At 61.7% G+C, this 19,709-nt stretch carries 21 protein-coding genes; 4 read left to right on the top strand and 17 right to left on the bottom strand.

Translation table 11 applies throughout. The annotated features are described in order from the left end of the window. The 4 genes from ACIQH5_RS13070 to ACIQH5_RS13055 all read right to left on the bottom strand — a co-directional run bounded on the left by ACIQH5_RS13070 (position 1) and on the right by ACIQH5_RS13055 (position 3,584). Positions 1-942 carry a transketolase family protein gene (locus tag ACIQH5_RS13070; RefSeq protein ID WP_250819565.1) on the bottom strand — a complete coding sequence of 314 codons (942 nt, stop codon included), beginning with the start codon at positions 940-942 and terminating at the stop codon, positions 1-3. Beyond that, on the bottom strand, positions 939-1,826 hold the full coding sequence (locus ACIQH5_RS13065) for a transketolase (protein ID WP_400403868.1): 888 nt from the start codon (positions 1,824-1,826) through the stop codon (positions 939-941). Before ACIQH5_RS13065 ends, ACIQH5_RS13070 begins: the two co-directional genes overlap by 4 nt. 218 nt (positions 1,827-2,044) lie before the next feature. Then, positions 2,045-2,791 carry an IclR family transcriptional regulator gene (locus ACIQH5_RS13060; RefSeq protein WP_400403866.1) on the bottom strand — a complete coding sequence of 249 codons (747 nt, stop codon included), beginning with the start codon at positions 2,789-2,791 and terminating at the stop codon, positions 2,045-2,047. Then, complete coding sequence (locus ACIQH5_RS13055) at positions 2,763-3,584, bottom strand: IclR family transcriptional regulator (protein WP_400403863.1); 822 nt, start codon at positions 3,582-3,584, stop codon at positions 2,763-2,765. The genes ACIQH5_RS13060 and ACIQH5_RS13055 overlap by 29 nt, the downstream gene beginning before the upstream one ends. Positions 3,585-3,731: 147 nt before the next feature. Between ACIQH5_RS13055 and ACIQH5_RS13050 the strand changes: the two genes are divergently transcribed. The 3 genes from ACIQH5_RS13050 to ACIQH5_RS13040 all read left to right on the top strand — a co-directional run bounded on the left by ACIQH5_RS13050 (position 3,732) and on the right by ACIQH5_RS13040 (position 6,241). Further along, complete coding sequence (locus ACIQH5_RS13050; protein WP_400403861.1) at positions 3,732-5,210, top strand: NAD-dependent succinate-semialdehyde dehydrogenase; 1,479 nt, start codon at positions 3,732-3,734, stop codon at positions 5,208-5,210. A 433-nt stretch (positions 5,211-5,643) separates the two neighbouring features. After that, a complete protein-coding gene (locus ACIQH5_RS13045; protein ID WP_400403858.1) occupies positions 5,644-5,841 on the top strand; it encodes a hypothetical protein in 198 nt (65 codons plus the stop codon). Between the two features lie 139 nt (positions 5,842-5,980). Further along, positions 5,981-6,241 (top strand): helix-turn-helix transcriptional regulator, encoded by a 261-nt coding sequence (locus ACIQH5_RS13040; protein ID WP_400403856.1) that lies wholly within the window; start codon positions 5,981-5,983, stop codon positions 6,239-6,241. A 53-nt stretch (positions 6,242-6,294) separates the two neighbouring features. On the opposite strand, the gene ACIQH5_RS13035 is transcribed toward ACIQH5_RS13040, so the two are convergent. The 5 genes from ACIQH5_RS13035 to ACIQH5_RS13015 all read right to left on the bottom strand — a co-directional run bounded on the left by ACIQH5_RS13035 (position 6,295) and on the right by ACIQH5_RS13015 (position 10,400). Further along, positions 6,295-7,299, bottom strand: coding sequence for a DUF6226 family protein (locus tag ACIQH5_RS13035; protein ID WP_400403853.1), 1,005 nt, complete (start codon positions 7,297-7,299; stop codon positions 6,295-6,297). A gap of 23 nt (positions 7,300-7,322) precedes the next feature. Then, entirely contained in the window at positions 7,323-7,502 is a 180-nt protein-coding gene (locus tag ACIQH5_RS13030) for a hypothetical protein (RefSeq protein ID WP_400403850.1), read from the bottom strand. Positions 7,503-7,530: 28 nt separating this feature from the next. Continuing rightward, complete coding sequence (locus ACIQH5_RS13025; protein ID WP_400403847.1) at positions 7,531-8,760, bottom strand: amidohydrolase; 1,230 nt, start codon at positions 8,758-8,760, stop codon at positions 7,531-7,533. Positions 8,761-8,810: 50 nt separating this feature from the next. Then, entirely contained in the window at positions 8,811-9,545 is a 735-nt protein-coding gene (locus ACIQH5_RS13020) for a hypothetical protein (protein ID WP_400403844.1), read from the bottom strand. A 93-nt stretch (positions 9,546-9,638) separates the two neighbouring features. Next, on the bottom strand, positions 9,639-10,400 hold the full coding sequence (locus ACIQH5_RS13015; protein ID WP_400403841.1) for a DUF5058 family protein: 762 nt from the start codon (positions 10,398-10,400) through the stop codon (positions 9,639-9,641). Between the two features lie 270 nt (positions 10,401-10,670). Between ACIQH5_RS13015 and ACIQH5_RS13010 the strand changes: the two genes are divergently transcribed. Further along, positions 10,671-12,119, top strand: a complete 1,449-nt coding sequence (locus tag ACIQH5_RS13010) for an amidase (protein WP_400403838.1) — start codon at positions 10,671-10,673, stop codon at positions 12,117-12,119. Here the strand turns inward: ACIQH5_RS13010 and ACIQH5_RS13005 are convergent. The 8 genes from ACIQH5_RS13005 to ACIQH5_RS12970 form a co-directional block, all read right to left on the bottom strand. Beyond that, complete coding sequence (locus tag ACIQH5_RS13005) at positions 12,100-13,056, bottom strand: AsnC family transcriptional regulator (RefSeq protein WP_400403835.1); 957 nt, start codon at positions 13,054-13,056, stop codon at positions 12,100-12,102. The two genes, ACIQH5_RS13010 and ACIQH5_RS13005, sit on opposite strands and share 20 nt — an antisense overlap. 152 nt (positions 13,057-13,208) lie before the next feature. Next, positions 13,209-14,048 (bottom strand): aldo/keto reductase, encoded by an 840-nt coding sequence (locus tag ACIQH5_RS13000; protein WP_400403832.1) that lies wholly within the window; start codon positions 14,046-14,048, stop codon positions 13,209-13,211. Between the two features lie 137 nt (positions 14,049-14,185). Beyond that, positions 14,186-14,626: a hypothetical protein gene (locus ACIQH5_RS12995; RefSeq protein WP_400403829.1), complete on the bottom strand. Its 441-nt coding sequence runs from the start codon at positions 14,624-14,626 to the stop codon at positions 14,186-14,188. A gap of 8 nt (positions 14,627-14,634) precedes the next feature. Continuing rightward, positions 14,635-15,285 (bottom strand): bacterial proteasome activator family protein, encoded by a 651-nt coding sequence (locus tag ACIQH5_RS12990; RefSeq protein WP_400403828.1) that lies wholly within the window; start codon positions 15,283-15,285, stop codon positions 14,635-14,637. A 92-nt stretch (positions 15,286-15,377) separates the two neighbouring features. Further along, positions 15,378-15,569, bottom strand: coding sequence for a YbdD/YjiX family protein (locus tag ACIQH5_RS12985; RefSeq protein ID WP_024819634.1), 192 nt, complete (start codon positions 15,567-15,569; stop codon positions 15,378-15,380). A gap of 31 nt (positions 15,570-15,600) precedes the next feature. Then, positions 15,601-17,871, bottom strand: coding sequence for a carbon starvation CstA family protein (locus ACIQH5_RS12980; protein WP_400403825.1), 2,271 nt, complete (start codon positions 17,869-17,871; stop codon positions 15,601-15,603). A 159-nt stretch (positions 17,872-18,030) separates the two neighbouring features. Then, on the bottom strand, positions 18,031-18,600 hold the full coding sequence (locus ACIQH5_RS12975; protein WP_400403822.1) for a PadR family transcriptional regulator: 570 nt from the start codon (positions 18,598-18,600) through the stop codon (positions 18,031-18,033). 48 nt (positions 18,601-18,648) lie between these two features. Beyond that, positions 18,649-19,632 carry an NAD(P)H-quinone oxidoreductase gene (locus ACIQH5_RS12970; protein WP_400403820.1) on the bottom strand — a complete coding sequence of 328 codons (984 nt, stop codon included), beginning with the start codon at positions 19,630-19,632 and terminating at the stop codon, positions 18,649-18,651. Between the last annotated feature and the right edge of the window lie 77 nt (positions 19,633-19,709).

The following is a 19,709-nucleotide window of genomic DNA, read 5'->3' as shown; positions in this document are numbered from 1 at the left end:
TCACTTCCGCGTGTTCAGGCTAGCCTTGATCTGCTGGGCGACCTTGGCAGGAGACAATCCGTATTTATCCAAAAGGAAATCGTTTGGTGCAGACTCGGACCAGCGATCCTCGAGTCCGATCCGGGTCACCCGCGCGGGCTCTGGTGATCCAGCAGTAAGCTCGCAAACGAGCCCGCCGAGTCCACCCAGCACGCTGTGTTCTTCCACTGTGACAATCAACTGAGCGCCACCGAGTTCATGCAGCAACTCATGCTCATCCAGGGGCTTCAACATCGGTACGTGAATGTGTTTCGCCCCAATACCTTCCAGCTCGAGGGAATCCAAGGCTTGCGAAACCCTTGAGGTCTGCACGCCCGTGGAAACTACCGTGAGATCGGAGCCGTCCCGCAGGACGACAGGCTTGTACGGGGTAAAGACGTAGTCGTCTTCAAAGACGGCCTGAACGGCGTCCCGCGCGAAGCGAATGTAAACGGGTCCGTCGTACTCCGCCACCCACTTGATCGCCGCGCGCGCTTCCACAGCATCTGCGGGGGCGATGACGGTCATGTTCGGCATGGCCCGCATGATGGCGAAGTCTTCGATGTCCTGGTGTGTTTTGCCACTGGAACCGTTCAGCAAGCCGGCGTAGGCCGCCGCAATACGAACCGGTGCCTTGGTCTGTGAAACCAGCATTCTCACTTGGTCCAGGGCCCGGTGGGTGAAGAAGACGCCAAACGAGGACAACCATGGCCGGTACCCGACGGTGCTGAGGCCGAAGGCCATGCCAACAATATTCTGCTCGGCAATGCCGACTTGGATGAACCTTTCGGGGTGAGACTCTGCCAGGATATCTGCCCTGGTTGACGTTGCAAGATCGCCATCCAGAACGAGTATCCGCTCGTCCAGGTCCGAAAGTTCAGATAGCGTCTCACCCCAAACCTGACGCTGCGCTTTGGTGCTCACTTGGCTGCCTCCATGTTCTGGCCGAGTTCTTCGCGGGCGATCCGCAGTTGTTCTTCAGTGGCTATGCCGTTGTGCCACTTGTACGTTCCTTGGGTAAATGAGACGCCGAACCCCTTGGTAGTGTTCGAAATAATCGCTGTCGGCTTCCCGGAAACTCCGCGAAACGACTGGGCAAAACTGAGCGCGTCCGATATCTCCTTCAGGTCGTGTCCGTTGATGCTGATCGTGTTCCAGCCAAAGCCGGTGAACACGGCCTCCAAGTCCACGTGCCCCAAGGGTTCGCTGCGGTCGAAGCGGTCCCCCGGCCCCGCCGGCCAACCATATTGTTGAAGTCCGTTGACGTCCACGATCGCGGTGAGATTGTCGAGCCCAAACCTTGGCGCGGATAGAACCGTCTCCCACACCATGCCTTCTCCGATCTCGCCGTCACCCAGCATGACCCAGGTATGGAAGTCCTTTCCCAGCTTTTTGGCTCCCAGGGCCATCCCCGCACCGCTGGAGAGGCCTTGGCCCAATGATCCGGTGGACGCATCGACTCCGGGGGTCAGAAGCATATCCGGGTGCCCCTGAAGACGAGAGTCTCCGTGATCAAAGCTGGCCAGTTCGTCTACCGAAAAGTACCCGCGCAGGGCTAGCACCGTGTAGAGGCCGATCGCGCAATGGCCTTTCGACAGGATGAACCGGTCCCGGTCCGGGTCCTGAGGACTATTTGGATCTATTCGCAGGTGCTTGAAGTACAGCGATACAAGCACGTCCATAGCGGACAAGGGTCCACCGATGTGTCCGGCTTTGCTGGAGGCAACAGTGTCAATGACCCGCCATCGGGCTTCCTGAATGATGCCGCTCAGTTCCAGGTCTGTAAGGACCTCAGTTTTTGTATTCATGGGGTGACCTCTCTCAACGACGTATCCTCAATTTACCGCGGTATGGACATCTTGTCTATGAGATGAGAATGAAGAATAGGCGCGAGCATTGAAGGTAGTTGAAAAGATGTGGAGTCGATGGCTGCCGCAGGACGAAGCGCGAACCGCAACCAAGCATCAAGAAGAAGCCGGGGTTAGCCACAGGGGCACTCCGACGGGAGGGATGACGCGGCAGCAGCCTACAGGGGAGCCTCGAGAGCTTCTTGGATCCGGGAGGCGGACACCATCAACTCGTTGGCATACTCCGGCTCGTTCCCCAATATGTCATCAGTCAACCCGGCCAGTGAGATGGCGCAGCTAAGTTCGCCAGCGGGCCCGAAGACCGGAACACCCAATGCCGAAACGCCGAGGGTTACATCTTCGCTTGAGACACTGTAGCCGCGTTCGCGAATCGCCCTGCCGTCGTGTTCCAGCGACTCCAGCGAAGTCAGAGTTTTGGGCGTCAATTGTTCAAATGGGGTACCTGAAAGCCGAGCAAGCAGGCCGGGAGAATACGCAAGGACAACCCGGCTGGTTGCACCAGCGTTGACCGGCAATGCGCCGCCGGGGCTGAGAGCAAGAAGGGAGACCCGAGTGCCCCTGACCCAATCGAGGCAGGCAACTCGGTTATCTCTAGGGGCGCAAAGATAGACGGTTTGGCCTGTGACCTGATTCAGCCGTTGAAGTTCGCTTTGCGCCGCCCGAGCTTCGGGGAGCGCGTCCAGAACCGCACGAGCTAGGTGAAGTACTTCTGCACCAAGCTGACTACGCCCGTCCTCGGCCGTGGAGACCAGACCTACCAGCCTCAGTGCGTCGATCAACCTGTAGACGCTGGGCCGCGGCATATCGAGCTCCTCCGCCAACTCGCTGATTGGCAGGGCTCCCTTCTCAGCCAGGGAATGGAGCAGCTTACTGCTCTTAGCTAGCAACTGGATTGGCTTGGCCATGGTCCACCCCTCCATCACGTAAATCCGAACCGAGCTTTTCACTCACGACCCGCGCCGCTTGCGTCACCAATGCGACGGCATCAAATTCGCCCGAAAAGAGACGGCGCGACAGTCCGCTGATCGACAGCGCACCGACGACATGACCCTTATGGTCAAAGATCGGAGCGCCAACCCCCCCAATCCCATCAACCCAGTCGGCCTCGGCAACAGCCACACCAGTCGCAGCCGTTTCATCCAACAGCTTCACCAACTGAGCGCCATCGGGGGCTATGGCGCTAATGGGAGACTTGGAGGCGAAATCTCGAAGGTATCCGGCCACGAACTCCGGGCTTTCAAAGGCGAGTATCGCCCTAGGGGCAACCCCCTCCCCCAACGGCAGCGACTCACCCAGCCGAAGGCTGTGTATCTGGACGTCGCGCCCGTCAATTCTCTCGATGCACACGGCCGACATCCCGCGACGAATGCAGAGGAACACGGTCTCCCGGGAAGCTTCATGGAGGCGGATCAGCTCCGGGAGGGCAAGCTGGCGAAGGTCAAGCTGGGCTTCGAGGCGAGATCCCAGCAGGAGGAAGTCCAAGCCAAGGCGGAACTTGCCGCGCTTGGCGCCTTGCTCAACCCACCCGATTGCATCCAGCGACGAGAGCAATCGGTACAGCGAGCTCACGGGCTCCCCTGTCGCTGCAGACAACTGCCCAACTGTGAGCTCCCCCGAGGCGGCCAGCGCCTGAAGAACGGCGGCGGACTTAGTCACCAAGCCCATGCCTCCGGCGGAAGCCTCCGAATTCTCAGTCATAATGCTTCTCTCACCCCGCGGACAACCTTTCACATTGACGATACGGGGCGGGTTAGCCCCAAGCAAGAAACTAATATTCCCATCATGCAGACATACGGTCCGTGTGCCGATAGAATTGGAAGGACACCAGACAGCAAGGAGAACAAGATGACATTTGTCCCGCTTGAGAGCGAGTTGCTCGCCTCGGTACCCACTGGCCTATTGATTGGCGGCGAATGGCGTCAGGCTGCCTCCGGAGCGACATTCGACGTCGAAGATCCCGCCACAGGCAAGGTCCTGGCAAGCATCGCGGACGCTGCCCCCGAAGACAGCTTGGCTGCCCTCGACGCAGCCGTTGCCGCCCAGGAGTCATGGGCCGCCGTGGCACCGAGGGACCGCGGCGAAATCCTTCGCCGCGCTTTCGAGTTGGTCACAGAGCGGGCCGATGATTTTGCCCTGCTTATGACGCTCGAGATGGGCAAACCCTTGGCCGAAGCCAAGGGTGAAGTCGCTTATGGGGCCGAGTTTTTGCGCTGGTTTTCGGAAGAAGCCGTCCGTACATGGGGCCGCTACTCGGTTTCTCCCGATGGGAAGTCACGGCTTCTGGTTCAAAAGAAGCCGGTGGGGCCCTGCCTCCTGATTACACCGTGGAATTTTCCCCTCGCTATGGCCACAAGGAAGATCGCGCCCGCCGTTGCCGCGGGGTGCACCATGGTACTCAAACCCGCCAGATTGACTCCACTTACTTCCCAGCTATTTGCCCAGGTCATGCAAGAGGCCGGCCTACCCGCCGGGGTTCTCAACGTGATTCCGTCCACGAGGGCTGGCGCCACCACCGGACCGCTGATCAAAGATTCCAGGTTGCGGAAGCTTTCCTTCACCGGTTCCACGGAGGTCGGTAGGCGCCTGCTTGCCGACGCCTCGGAGACGGTGCTGCGAACCTCGATGGAATTGGGTGGGAATGCGCCGTTCGTCGTCTTCGACGATGCGGACATTGATGCCGCCGTGGATGGCGCCATGTTTGCGAAGCTTCGCAATATGGGCGAAGCCTGCACCGCTGCAAACCGGTTCATCGTCCAGGAGTCAATCGCTGACGAGTTCACGGAGAAATTTGCAGCACGCATGGCCTCACTGACTACCGCCCGCGGAACGGAGCCAGGCTCACAGATCGGGCCCATGATCGATGCCAAGAGCAGGGACAAAATTCACTCCTTGGTGACGCAGGCGGTATCTGCCGGCGCCACGGCAGTTTCCGGCGGGGCCCCCGTTGATGGGCCTGGCTACTTCTACGCGCCAACAATTCTCACAGGAGTCAACGAGGGGTCTCCCATTCTCTCTGAAGAGATATTCGGCCCCGTCGCACCCATCGTTACCTTTTCAACGGAGGAGGAAGCGATCCGACTCGCCAACAACACGGAGTACGGGCTTGCTGCCTATGTTTTCACTAGGGATTTGAACCGGGGTTTGAGGATGAGCGAGAAGCTTGATACCGGCATGCTGGGGCTGAATGCAGGGATCATCTCTAATGCGGCAGCCCCCTTTGGTGGAGTAAAACAATCCGGACTCGGTCGCGAAGGTGGACTTGAGGGCATTGAGGAATACCTTTCCACCCAGTACGTCGGCATCGCTGTTCCGGCTGGGGCTTAGGAAATCCAAAAGTGGCGGTGACTGCGATCCGTGCATGTCTTGCAAGGCAACCGCGGGTCGCAGCCGGTCCAATCTGATGCGATGAGATGGGCTAAGAGCGATTTAGACGGCCGAGAGTGGGAAGCTGAAGAGTTTGACCGTCAGGAACCCGAGATACAGCGACATTTGCGACCCTCATTAGTATGCCTAGGCTGCGGTGCCCCGGCAGCCTTTCAGTCCTCATCGTCCAAGCGAAGACCCACGTTCGGGGCACGCCACCGAAACGGTTGCGTCGTCTGCACTCCAGGGTGGGGCGTGTTTCGGTACCTCACGTGAGACTCCCAAAGTGCCACTCGGCACTCCGTGCGGCCTTTCAACGTTGCAGCAGGATTTGCGACAGCCCTTCCGACAAGAAAGACAAAGCATGCAAGAAGCGCATAAGAAGCGAAACTCCGTGACTGTATTTGCTGACAATCGCCACGAACGCGACGACCGTCTCGAGGCTGCAGTCGCATCACTGCGCGACATTGCCACAGAACTCCGCATAGGGATATTGGTGACGCGGGAAAGCCCCCAATCTTTTACCGTGACGGTCAGTCCGCTGGTGCCCTTCGGTATGACACGGGAGATGGACGAAACCGTAGATATGTGATTGTGATGCTAACCCGCGTTTGGCAACTCCACTTCGTTATCCGCCCCAGCATGATGATGGGAATATCGAACATCCGCCCAAGCCATTGAAATGTTCAAAATATAGGACATTTGGGGTTTTGGAATCGTATGATCGATTTATGGAACATTTCAACGACTTGACGCCGTTTTACCGAGCCGTTGATGCTGCCTCCCTCGGGCGCTCCATCGCCGAGGCGCGCAAAGAGGCCGCGCTCACCCAGCACGATCTTTCTGTGAAACTGGGCGTCACCCGCGGAACCATCGTGCGTCTAGAAGCCGGCGAAGCAGTCTCCATGGTCGTGGCTATGCAAGCTATCAGGGCCGTGGGCCGCGACGTGGCCCTGGTGCCGCGCTTTTCGAAGCTGCAGGTGCGGCCATGAGCCCCCGCAAGACCCTTGATGTGTGCCTGCCGACCTACTGAACGGCGACACAGCTAGGCGGGCCCTGGCGCCGAAACACGAGTAGACGTCCCGCTCCCCCTAAGTGGCCATGGCCTCCACCCATCCGGGACGGCTTGGAGTCGCTCCTCAGCGGCGGCCAGTTGAGCGGGTGCGGCTCCCCGGGGTCCCGCACCGCTGCGGCTGCCGGATCCGTCAGCCGCGAAGAGCGCGTACTCTGCCCACTTCTTCCGGCCCACGGGGTAGCGTTCGCCGTAGCCGCCTGCTGCAACGCCGAGGACCAGCTCCTCCATGCGGGACGCCTCGCTCTCAGCTGTCTCGTCACAAGCGTCGCAGCCGCAGATGGGAAACGGGAAGTCGTGCAGCACACCGGCGTGAACCACCACCCCCGGGGAACTCGTCAACACGAAAGTCAGCGGAGCGGCGAGCGGGTCGCGGGGTGTCAGACGCGCGAGGTCGATCACCTCATCGGCGTTCATGGACACATCCGCCGCGTGGGCCGGTTCCCTGCTGACATCGACGTCGTAAGTGCTCTCCAGGTACTCGATCAAAGCGCGGGCCACCTCATGGAGCCCTTCGAATCGTTCACTGTGGGTTTCCACACTGTAGGAGTCCTCGGGTGGACTATCGGAACCCCATCTGTTCCCGTAGTTGATCGCGTTGCCGCCCACGCCCCGATACACAGGCGAGACCAGGTCCGGACGCACAAAGAGTTCGGTGGCCCGCCCGCTGGGAACCGGCCGCAATGCGGGGAGTATAGGACTCTCCGGTTCGTCACCTGCCCACTCCTCAAGGTGAGTGAGGAGGCCGGCCACCATTCCGTCGTCGGCCTCCCCCAGACCCTCAATCAAGCGGTCCACCGTGATCGTCATGCCGCGGGACCCTACTTCGCGGGAGCCGTCCGCCATCACCCTCCAATGCGCTTCCGGGCGCATGGCAGCAATGACGTTTCCCACGAAAATGGTGGCGGCCCCGCTCAGGCGGGGGTCGCCCGTGATGTCGCCGATGGTGGTGCGCAAGAACGCCAACAACCCGCTCACGTCGGTGGCAAGCTGCCCAGCGGCTACCCCCTGCTTTCGCAGAACGCCACGAAGGGCGCGTATCCGGCAAGGTGCCTGATCGGAGCCTCTTCCTCCGGCGCCGGCAGGTACCCGGCAGTCTTTCGTCTCAGCACAGCCTGGTTCGAAAGCGGTGCCGGCAATCCTGATGCAGGCCCGTGAAAAAGATCTTCGATTTCCCCCATGGGCCCCATCCTAGGGCGGGCCCGGATGTTAGTGGCCCAGCCGGGACATCAACACGGCGACGGCGGCCGAGACTCCCCCGGCCAGCGAACCTTCCAGCTCGGGAGCGAAGAACGGCGAATGGTTGACGGGGATTGGACCCGGCCCGTCATGCCCGGCCGAGGGAGTGCCGCCGAACATCCAGAACACAGACGGAACTCCGATAGCCGTGCCTAGATGTCCGAAGTCCTCGCTGCCCATCATGGGCGGGGTGATTTCGACAGCCTCAGCGCCAAGCGCGAGCCGCAGGGCCTCGAGGACCGGAGGAACGGCGTCGGGATCGTTGAAGCATTGCGGAAAGCGGTACATCTCCTCGATGTCCGGCCGCGGCGCTCCGGAGGCGGCAGCCTCAGCCTCGATGATGCGTCGGACGGCGGCCAGAACCTGGCCTCGGACGTCCTCGTCGAAGGTTCGGATATTGAGGGTGAACTCGGCCAAGGCAGGGATGATGTTCTCTTTGAGGCCCGCATGGAACGTGCCCACGGTGACAACGGCGGACTTTCGCGGATCCAGCTCGCGCGACACAATGCTCTGCAACCGGGTGACCATGTGCGCGGCCATGACAATGGGATCGATGGAGTCCTGCGGCTGCGAGCCGTGCGACTGCTGGCCGTGAACGGTGACCTTCAGCGAATCCGCCATCGCGGCCACCGGCCCGCTGGAAATCGCGACAGTACCCACCGGGCGGGGCATGACATGCTGCCCGAAGACCACTTCCGGCCGCGGAGCTTTGTCCCACAGTCCGTCGTCGAGCATGGCCAGCGCACCGGCGGCAGTCTCCTCGCCGGGCTGGAAGATCAGCACCAGTGTCCCGGACCAGGCGTCCAAGCTGCCGGCAAGCACCTCGGCGGCACCCAGCAGGCTGGCCACGTGGGTGTCGTGCCCGCAGCCGTGCATCACCGGGACCGTGGTGCCATCGGGCAACGTGCCCGTGTCCGTGCTGGCATAGTCCAGCCCTGTGGCCTCTTCGATGGGCAGGCCATCGGAATCGGCACGGAAGGCCACCACGGGACCGTCACCGTTTCGCAGGATTCCCACCACCCCTGTGCCACCGCAACGGAAATGCCCAATGCCCAGGCCATCCAATTGCTCCTCGATCAGCGTGGCCGTGGCGAACTCCTGCATGGACAGTTCCGGATGTTCGTGAAGGTGCCGGTACAGGGCGTGGAGCTTGGCGGTCTGGTGGGTATCGAGCTGAAGGGCTTCGACTGTTGACGTCATGGGTGCTGTCTTTCTCGAGGAGGGGCTGGAGGCGTGTCTGGGTGGGGTTGCTACTCGATGTGGATCGGTTTGGCCTCGGCAATGGTGGTCTTTCCACGGAAGAACCACGCCAGCAGGATGGTGCCCAGCACGGCGATAGCGGTTGACACCATGGCGAGCGAGGGCACCAGCGGCAGCACGACGAACACGACGACGGCCGAGACCAGCAGGGCGAACACGGTGGTGCGAGGCTGCTTCATGGACACGATGGCCTGTACCAGAACGGCTCCCAGGACGGTGGGCAGCACGTAAAGCCGGGTGACCAGCAGCACCGACGGCGGGATGACGCTGATCAGCCAGCTGCCCAGGAGGCCGACGAAGATGGCCAAGGAGACCAGGTGGACTACCGCTGCGCCGCAAATAGCGACGACGGCGGCAAGTTCCGCCCTCTTGCTGCCCGGCTTTGCACCGATATTGGTTTGGGCGATCAGCGCCGCCGGCAGGAGCTTATTAGAGATGTTGCCGATCATGAACGCCTGATACATCGCGGCCGGGCCCAGGATCGGATAGTACGTGAGGGGCTCCACGATCCAGATGATGCCGAACGTTGCGGCCACTGCCGCGAAGGCGATCCACAGCTGGGCGGGCGCAATATCCAGTCCGGTGGCGAAAACGAGGTAGAGCGGACCCGCCACGGAAATCAGGAGGCCGGCGATCATGGTGATCTGGCCCCAGCGGGACGTGGTGCGGCTGAAGTCCGCCATGGCGGTGTTGTTGGTGCTTGGAGCAGAAGTGGTGGAAGACATGAGGGGTGTTCCTTTCGGGCTCAAGAAGAGTCGGGCTCAGGCGATAACGACGGCGGAAGCTTGCGGGCGAGGGGGCAGCTTGCGGCAGCGCGTTTAGGCGCCGGCAGCCGGACCAACAGCAAGCAATGCTGCACTCAGGCCAATGACGATCGAGATTCCGAGCCCCCATTCACGTAACCAGCTCTTGCCGAGTTTCTTGGCCAGCAACAGGCACGTGCCCATGACCGCTGCGGAGACCACGAAGGACAGCACGTGGATCCCCGATTTAGGCAGCTCGGTGAGCCCCAGGCAGGAGAAGGCACCGATCAAGGCCGCTGCCGGGACGATCGCCATCGCGGCCGGGTTCACCGAGCGGATCTTGGCATCACCTTTGCGCAGCAGTGGGGTCAGGATCAGGGTGGCAAGCATCCACATCGCTCCGCCGATGCTCATGGCGAAGAACGCCACCGCGAAGACATTTTGCGTGTAGCTGGCATCGCCGAGCTTGGCCCCCATGGAACCTGCCGCGATGCCCGCTGCCGAAACATCGTAGGCAGCTGAACCGATCAGGCCAATCCTGGACAACACAGCCGGCGCCCCGAAGAGACCCAGCAGCGCGATGGCCACCAGCGATACTGCCAGGGAGGGACCGATGGCCGAGACAGCGCCGGAGCGGAACGAGGTCCTGATGTCCTGTGCACTCATGTCCACGGAGGGAGCGGCGCGCCGTGCGGCTTTCATGAAGATGACGGACTGGATGATGATCACGCCAAAGACACCCGCCACGCAGATCCACAGGACGGGATTGTTTGCGATAGCCATGATGTCGGTTGAGTCGTTGGGTGCCAGCGGTTGAAGAGCCAGGGGTTGGTGCATGGGAACCTCCGGTGTTGGCCCCTCGGCAAGTCCGCATCCGGACGACGCTGTGCGGTATGTGGCGCTGTGGGGCAAATCCTTACCCATAGACCGGATCGGCCAGTGGGTTACCACCACCCTCTGCTATGAGCCGGATCACACACAATAGCTGACGAAATCAGCCTAAGTGGTGGCCGAATCAGTCAAAGCTTGCCTTCGCGGACGCAGGACTTCCCCCGGCCATTGTGACCCGGCACACTTCTGGCAGAAGCAATCCAGCAAAGGAGCACCATGCCTGACACCCTTGGCGAGCTGTCCGCCGTCGAACTTTCCGCAGCCATTCGCTACAAGAAAGTTTCGGCTCGCGAAGCGTTGACCGAACACCTGGAACGCATCTCCGAGATCAACCCCGTGGTCAATGCTGTGGTGACCCTCGACGCGGAAGGCGCCCATGCCCTGGCACACCGGGCCGATCAGCTCACAGCATCCGGAGTGGAACTGCCACCCCTCCACGGCGTTCCCATGACGCACAAGGACACCAACAACACCGCCGGGATGCGCACCACCCAAGGTTCCCTCGCCTTGCGTGACTTTGTTCCCGACGCCGACGACCTCATCATTGCGCGGTTGAAAGCGGCCGGAGTGGTCACCACTGGAAAGTCGAATGTCCCCGAATTCGGCGCGGGCTCACACACCTTCAACGAGCTCTTCGGAACCACCACCAACCCCTACGCCCCAACCCTGAGCGCAGGCGGCAGCAGCGGCGGAGTGGCCGCCGTCGTCGCCTCCCGCGTCCAAAGCATCGGCGACGGCAGCGACATGGGCGGATCGCTCCGGATCCCGGCTTCCTTCTGCAATGTGGTGGGCTTCAGGCCGTCGACGGCGGTCATCCCCATGCCGTCCGCCGTCAACGCCCACGCGTGGCTGGGGAGAACCGGCCCCATGGCCCGGACTGTGGAGGACATCGCCTTGTTCATGTCCGTGACCGCCGGCAGCGATCCACGTGTTCCCCATCCTTCCGGGCTGGACCCTGAGGTGTTTCGATCCACCCTGGAGACCGACATGCGCGGTGTGCGGATCGGGTGGTCGCGCGACTTTGGCATCGGAGTGCCTGTGGAAGCGGAGATCCTTGACCATTTGGAACGGCAACTGGCCATCTTCGAAGATCTCGGGGCGATCGTTGAGGAAGCCACTCCGGACTTCAGCGAAGCAGACCTGGTGTTCGGCAATACCCGTGCCATGGACTTCGCCGCGGGACTGGGACCGATCCTGGAGCGTGCCGGTGACGTCATCAAGCCGGAAGTCCACTGGAACGTGGAGAAGGGCTTCGCCCTGACGGCGCGGGATGTCATTGAGACCGCGGCTGCCCGGACCCGGTTGGAACTGAGTGTTCAGGATTTCTTTGGGCGGTACCAACTCTTCGCCAGCCCCTGCGCCCAGGTTCTCCCCTTTGACGCAAAGCTGCGCTACCCCGCGGACATTGCCGGCACGGCGTCAGAAACGTACTTGGACTGGATGCGTTCAGCCTGCCTCCTGTCCGCAACCGGCCTGCCGGTCCTCAGTGTTCCCGCGGGATTCAGCTCTGCCGGACTACCTATCGGCCTGCAGCTCGCCGGCAACCATTACACGGACATGCAGCTGCTCCGCTACGGCCGCGCCTTCGAGCAGCAGACGGGGTATGCCGCCGTCGCGCCAGCCTTCAGGGCAGCGCAGGCTCCCCTTACGACGGTGACCGCATAACCCGGCCGCCGCGTTTCCGAGCATCAAGAAGGATGGAAACGTCTACGCCGGAGGCGCTTTGTGCCCATTCGGAGGTGGTGATGAAGCGGTAGAGGGCTGCCATGTCCTCCACGGTCACGTCCGCCATGATCTGGTAATTCCCGGCGATCGCCGCAGCATATCGAACGGTGGGAAGCTCAGCCAAGCTCTTCCCCACGTGTTCAACGTGTTGCGGCGAGGCACGGATCCACAGCAGAGCTTCAACGCCAAGGCCAAAGGATGCGGGCTCTACGATGGCCCTCAAGTGGACCTGGTTATTGGCCAGCAACCATTCGCTGCGGCGGCGGGCAGTTGCCTCCGAAACGCCAACCCTGCGGCCCAAAGCCTCAAAACTCATCCGGCCATCGGCACATAGTGCGTCCACGAGTTCGTTGTCCTGACGGCTCAAATCCTGCCGGGCCACCAGAACGCCCGAATCCTCGGCGGCGGTTGAGCGGATTGCCTCAGCCTTGTCTGCGGTGAGAATCTCCGGCCGCCAACCGCGGATGGTCCGGAAGTACCGCAGCACGGGATAACTGGTGGAATCACGCAAACCAAGGGTGGCCGGCAGCTCATCAGACAGCACCTCCCCCATGCGCGACGGTTCCGTGAGTATTTCGGCCACGCAGTCACCGGTGCCCGTGGTGGTGTACACGAACGTGGTGTCTGAGCGCAACGAAAGCGCGTGGACTGCAGCACGCACCGTCCCGGGCATGCACCGCATCTCAACCAGCACTACCGACGGTCTAGGGCGGATTCCCACCACCGCCACCGCACCGGATTCCAGCAACTGCGATCCTCTGCGGGCCACGGTTCGTTCGGCCTCCCCCAAGACCACCGCCATCTTCCGCCACGGGCAGCGGGGATCCAATTGCAAGGCAGCAACAATCTGCCGCTCCAATGCGTCAAACACCACCATGCCAACTCCGTCCGTCTGCGTCGCTCAATTTCATCACGGACTCCGGCGGCGACGCGTCGCGGAGGTGAGAAGCGACGTCGGGCGTTAACGGCAGGTGCCCCGCACCCATGAAGGGTACGGGGCACCGAGGTCAACCCGGTGAGGTCTTGGGTTTAGGCGAAGTCGGAGACTGCCGGGTCCGGGCCGATGCGGCCTTCAGCACCGCGGTCCAGGCCGTTGATGGCCTCGACGTCGGTGGCGTCCAGCGTGACGTTCAGGGCAGCGAAGTTCTCCTGAATGCGGGACTCGGTGACGGACTTGGGGATCACCACGTTGCCGATGGCCAAGTGCCAGGCGATGACCACCTGAGCCGGGGTGGCGTGGTGCTTGGCAGCAATTTCAGCAACAGTTGCGCTCTCGAGGAGTTCGCCGCCCTGGCCCAGCGGGGACCAGGCCTGGGTCAGGATTCCCTTGGAAGCGTTGAATTCGCGAAGGTCAGCCTGGTTGAAGAACGGGTGCAGTTCCACCTGGTTGATGGCCGGAACAACGCCGGTCTCATTGATGATGTGCTGCAGGCCTTCCTTGGTGAAGTTGGAAACACCGATGGACTTGACCCGGCCGCGCTTCTTCAGCTCGATCAGTGCCTTCCACGTGTCCACGTACTTTTCCTGCTTGGGCTGCTGCCAGTGAATGAGGTACAGGTCCAGGGTCTCGAGGCCGAGACGGTCCATGGACTCCTCAAAGGCAGCCAGCGTGGACTCGTAGCCCTGATCGGCGTTCCACAGCTTGGTGGTGATGAAGATTTCCTCAGCGGACAGGCCGGAGGAGGCAATGGCACGGCCGACGCCTGCCTCGTTGCCATAGATCTTGGCAGTATCAATGTGGCGGAACCCGGCTTCGAAAGCCTGGCGCACCACCTTTTCGGCTACATCGTCTTCAACTTGCCACACCCCGTAGCCGAGCTGGGGGATGGTGTTGCCGTCGTTGAAAGTAAGTGTTGGTGACGAAGTCATGTCTGCCATACTGCCAGCCCCGGGCCACCAAAAGCGCGGAATATTACGCAGATCAGCTATGCGCGTAACTTTTTGCATACAGAGAATAAGGGCGCACGCGGGTAGTTGCAAACGCTCGCCATTAATTGAGGTGAGCCTCAGGCGCCCAGTTGGCGCTCCGCGTCGGCAACCTGCTCGAAGACCGACTCCGCGCGGCGCCTCACCGATAATGCGCCAACAGGGACGGGCCCCACCGCCAACCTCAACATGGCCGCAGCCTCAGCAGTGGTCGCCAGGGAATTGCCCGCTTTAGACAGGGCACGGTGCACACCGGCAAGTGCACCCGGGACATCCAGTCCGTCACTCGGAGACCGCCTCTGTGCCTCAACGCAGATGGTCCTCACACGTGAGGATAATTCGGCCAACTCGTTGGCTATCTGCACGAGCTCGTTGTATAGCTGCTCATCATCAACGCCCTCAAGGACTTGGTGGTATCGGTCCAGTCCCCGGTGAAAACGGTCATGGGCGCGGCGCCACAGCCCCTTGCCCAGCTCCAGATCGTCCTTCCGCCCCTGCCGGACGGCCCCAAAGAAACCCACCTGCGAACTCAGAGGTACTGACCCGGGCCGTGATCGGGGTCTTCCCTGCGGCCCTGGTTGGGAGCACCAGGTGCACCGGGTGCTGCCGCCCTCTGCGGTTGACCGTTCTCGCCAATGACGATGCCCGGCGCAATGACAGTCCCCGGCGGGAGCTGACGGAGCTGCATCTGTGCGGCCGCGTGTTCTTTGGCAGCCTGCTGCGCGGCGATGGCGGCCTGGATGCCATGAAACAAGCCCTCCAGCCAGCCAACCAGTTGCGCCTGGGCAATGCGAAGCTCCGCATCGGAGGGCGCTTTCTCATCAGGGAAAGGCAAACTGATGCGTTCCAATTCCTCGATGAGTTCCGGGGCCAGCCCATCCTCGAGTTCCTTGATGGACCGCTCATGAATCTCGGCGAGTCGACCGCGGGCTGCGTCATCCAAAGGCGCGGCTTTAACTTCCTCCAGGAGCTGCCGGATCATGGTGCCGATCCTCATCACCTTGGCCGGCTCATCAACAAGTTCATGAAGGTTGCCTTTGGGTTTGGCATCCTTCGCCACCTCATCCGCCAACGGGTGCTGTCCCCCGGGCTTCTCAAGGCCCTCGTCCAGCGTGGTTCCCACCACGGGGGTGTCGTCCGAAGCCTCATCCTTGGGCTGAATGTTGTTCAGATCGCTCATCCGTTCATACTCTCACGAGCTTCACGCGAACCCCTGTCCACGCCCTGGTTTTGGACTTCGTTCGTAGCGAAACTTAGCACCGGATGCTGGCCTCAACAGCACCTGCCCTGGGGGTTGCTGTCCTGCCGATCCATCCGGTCCCGCCAGAACTCGCGTTCGGTCATGGCAGGACCGGAGTGGCCGGTAGTTTCGAAGTGTTCCAGGTACTTCCGGTATGCATCAGCACCCATGAGCGAGCCCATGTAGGTGGCAAAGCCCCGAAGGCCCCTAACGACGGTATTCATCAGTGAGCTTTTTCATGAGTGGAGCCGTTCATTAGTGGTGACTGGCCTTCTGGGTCCGTTTCTCCGCAGGCAAGGCGTTCCATTCTGCAAGCAACTTCTTCTCCGCAGTGGTGGGGAACAGCCCTGCCGGTGCGTACACCTTGGAAGGAACGGGCGGGTCTTCATGGTCCTGGCCGCCGCCTGCGCGGATTGCTTTGATGGTTGCCAGGAGGGCGGCAACGATCACGATGATGCTGAGCGTCACGAAGATCACGGAGAGCACGCCCTGGATCATGGTGTTGCGGACCACGGCTTCCATGGCGGCGACGGTCTTGGCAGTGCCAAACTCCGTCTTTCCATCAGCCAGGGCCTTGGAGAACGCCTGGTTATTGGCGAAGTAACCCACCGCCGGGACCGGCGAGAAGATCTTGTGGAAGCTGGCGGTGATGGTCACGACGGCCGCGAACGCCAACGGAACTGCCACGATCCACAACCATTTGAACACTCCGCGTTTGGCCGTGATGGCCATGCACACAGCCAGCGCAATGGCTGCCAGCAACTGGTTGGCGATGCCGAACAGCGGGAACAGCGTGTTGATGCCACCCAGTGGATCCGTGACACCCATGATCAGCACTGCACCCCACGCTGCCACCATGATGGCTGTGCACAGCCAGGCCCCTGGACGCCATGAGGCTTCCTTGAACTTGGGAATGAAGTTGCCGATGGAGTCCTGGAGCATGAACCGGGCCACACGGGTTCCGGCGTCTACGGCGGTAAGGATGAAGAGTGCCTCGAACATGATGGCGAAGTGGTACCAGAAAGCCATCATTCCCGGTCCGCCAATGAACTGCTGCATGATGTGCGCCAAACCGACAGCCAGCGTAGGGGCGCCGCCGGAACGGGAAATGATGCTTTCCTCGCCCACGTCCTTCGCGGTTTGCGCCAGCACGTCAGGGGTGATGTTCACATTGGCCAAGCCAAGGCTGTTCACCCACTGCGCCGCAGACTCCACAGTGCCGCCGGTCAGGGCCAGCGGCGCGTTCATGGCGAAGTAGATTCCGCGGTCGATCGAGATCGCGGCTACCAAGGCCATGATCGCCACGAAGGATTCCATCAACATGCCGCCGTAACCGATGAAGCGGGTTTGCCGCTCCTTCTCGATCAGCTTGGGCGTGGTGCCTGAGGAAATAAGTGCGTGGAATCCGGAGAGGGCACCACAGGCGATAGTGACGAACAGGAAGGGGAACAGGGCACCGGAGAACACGGGGCCGTTTTCCCTGCCGGCGAATTCGCTGAACGCCGGGACAGTGATCTCCGGGCGCACCACGATGATGGCGAGCGCAAGCATCACGATCACGCCGATCTTCATGAACGTGGAGAGGTAGTCACGTGGAGCCAAAAGTAACCAGACGGGCAAGATGGCGGCGATGAAGCCGTAGATGATGATGCCCCAGGCAATGGTGACCTTGTCCAGGTGGAAGAAGGCCGCGCCCCACTCCGTGCCGGCAACGGCGCCGCCACCAATGATGGCTGCCATCAGGAGCACGAAGCCGATGATGGACACCTCCATCACCTTGCCCGGCCGGATGAATCGCAGGTAGACACCCATGAACAACGCAATGGGGATGGTCATACCCACCGAGAACACGCCCCACGGGCTTTCACCCAGGGCGTTGACCACTACCAGGGCAAGGATGGCCACAATGATGATCATGATGAGCAGCGTGGCTACCAACGCTGCTGTACCGCCAATGACGCCTAGTTCCTCGCGGGCCATCTGGCCGAGTGAACGGCCACCGCGGCGCATGGAGAAGAACATGACCAGGTAATCCTGCACCGCGCCGGCAAGAACGACGCCGATGATGATCCAAATAGTGCCTGGAAGATAGCCCATCTGAGCCGCGATGACGGGTCCCACCAGCGGTCCGGCACCGGCAATGGCGGCAAAGTGGTGCCCGAACAACACGTTCCTGTCAGTGCGGACGTAGTCCTTGCCATCAGCCTTGTACTCAGCAGGAGTAGCGCGGCGGTCATCCGGCTTGAGCAAGTAGCGCTCAATGACCTTGGAGTAGAAGCGGTAGCCGATCAAGTAGGTGCAAACGGCCGCGAAAACGAACCAGATGGCATTGACGGTTTCGCCGCGCACCAGTGCGAGCATGAACCACGCCACCGCTCCCAGCAGCGAGATAGCAATCCAGAGACCAATCTTGACCGGGGTCCACTTGCGTTCCTCCGCTTCACGCACGGAGTCCTCCACAGCCGGAGGAGGCAGCGTGGGATCCAATCCCTCCGCAAGCTTGGATTGGTCAGAAATCTTGCCCATATCTCCTCCTTGAGAACTGCTGCGGTGACGAATGTTGCGGTGGGGGGCCGCTGCGTCGGGTACTTCTCCTCACCTTAACAACCGACACGGACAGGATAGGGCGGTACACGGCAAACGTCTGCAGGTACGCGGTGAACGGTCATTACCCTGCGCCGGACGTCAGCTCTCCCGCCGAGGAGGAGCCTGCTGGCTCGATCCCCCGTTTACCTGGCCTTGGACCATGCGGGCCTCACAGAGATCCAACCAGCGGACTTCAGCTTCGGCTTGGAAAATCAAGGAATCGAGCACCAGGAGCCAGGCAGTATCGGATGACCGTTGGTTGGCCGAGACCGCTTTTCTGGCCTGCGTGTGCTCCTGCAGGGCCTTGACCGAGACCTCGCGCTGGGACTGGATCACCGCGGACGTGTCCACGCCGGGAAGCGTCACTGCGAGCGCCAGCTTGATGGCGATTTCGTTCCGGGGAGGATTGGCGCGGTCCACAGCACCGGCAAACCAGGCCTCGACTTCCTCAGCCCCTGCGCCAGTGATGCTGTAGATGACGTGCCCACCGCCGTCGTCGCCGTCTTTGCTGACCAGACCGTCGCGCTCAAGCCTGTCCAGGGTGGTGTAGACCTGCCCGATGTTCAACGGCCAGGCAGCCCCTGTACGGTCCTCGAATTCGACACGCAGCTCGTAGCCGTAGCGCGGCTGGTCCTGGAGCAGGGCCAGCAGGCTGTGCCGGATGGACATGTGGCTCCTCGCTGCAGTGGGGCGGATGGACGCAGGTGAACGGGCTGATCAGAGGAGCAGCAGAACCTTACCCACGTGCTCACCGGAGTCGAAGTACTGGTGCGCTTCGCGAACTTGCTCCAAGGGGAAGGATTTGGCCACCAACGGCCTGATCCTTCCGTCAGTGATCATTGGCCACACTGCCTCACGCACTGCGGACATGATGATGCCCTTCTCGGACACGGGGCGCGGCCGCAATGCCGTGCCGATGACGGCGGCGCGTTTGCTGAGGAGCTGCCCGAGGTTGATCTCTGCCTTGGTGCCACCCTGCAGGCCGATGACAATGAGTCGCCCGTAGTCGGCGAGGGCATCGATGTTCTGCTGCAGGTACTTGGCACCCACGACGTCGAGGATCACGTCCGCGCCTTTGCCTCCGTTGCGTGCCTTGAGGCTTTCAGCGAAGTCTTCTTCGGTGTAATTGATGGCGATATCGGCGCCGAGGAAGGCCTTGGCTGTGCCGACTTTTTCGTCAGTTCCGGCCGTGGTTGCCACCTTTGCACCATAGGCTTTGGCCAGTTGGATGGCCATGGTGCCAATGCCGCCGGTTGCACCGTGGATGAGTACTGTCTCGCCGGGTTGCAGCTGTGCGGTCATGATCAGGTTCGAGTACACGGTGGCTGCAACTTCTGGCAGGGCTGCCGCTGTGATGAGGTCCACGCCGTCGGGAATCCTCAGTACTTGCTCCGCCGGGACTGCCACCTGCTGGGCGTAGCCGCCGCCGGACAACAATGCCACCACTTTGTCTCCCACGGAGAATGCTTTGGTGACGCCGGGACCGAAGGCGGCGATGCGGCCGGAAACCTCCAGGCCTGGTACTTCCGATGCGCCCGGGGGTGGCGGGTAGAACCCTCTCCGCTGCTGGACGTCCGCACGGTTCAACCCCGCGGCCACGACGTCGATCAGGACCTCGCCCTCGCCGGGCACCGGAGAAGGGACCTCGCGGATCTCGAGGACTTCGGGCCCGCCCGGCTCTGAGATGTAGACGGCTTTCATGACGAACTCCCGGTTTCTTGCTTGTCTTCCGGACCCCGGGCAGGGGCCGGAAGACGTGATGTTTTGGAACAGCCAAC

This window comes from Paenarthrobacter sp. NPDC091711, from assembly GCF_044756605.1.
Classification (GTDB): domain Bacteria; phylum Actinomycetota; class Actinomycetes; order Actinomycetales; family Micrococcaceae; genus Arthrobacter.
The sequence above is the reverse complement of the archived record's forward strand: the minus strand, read 5'-3'. Positions and strand labels throughout refer to the sequence as shown.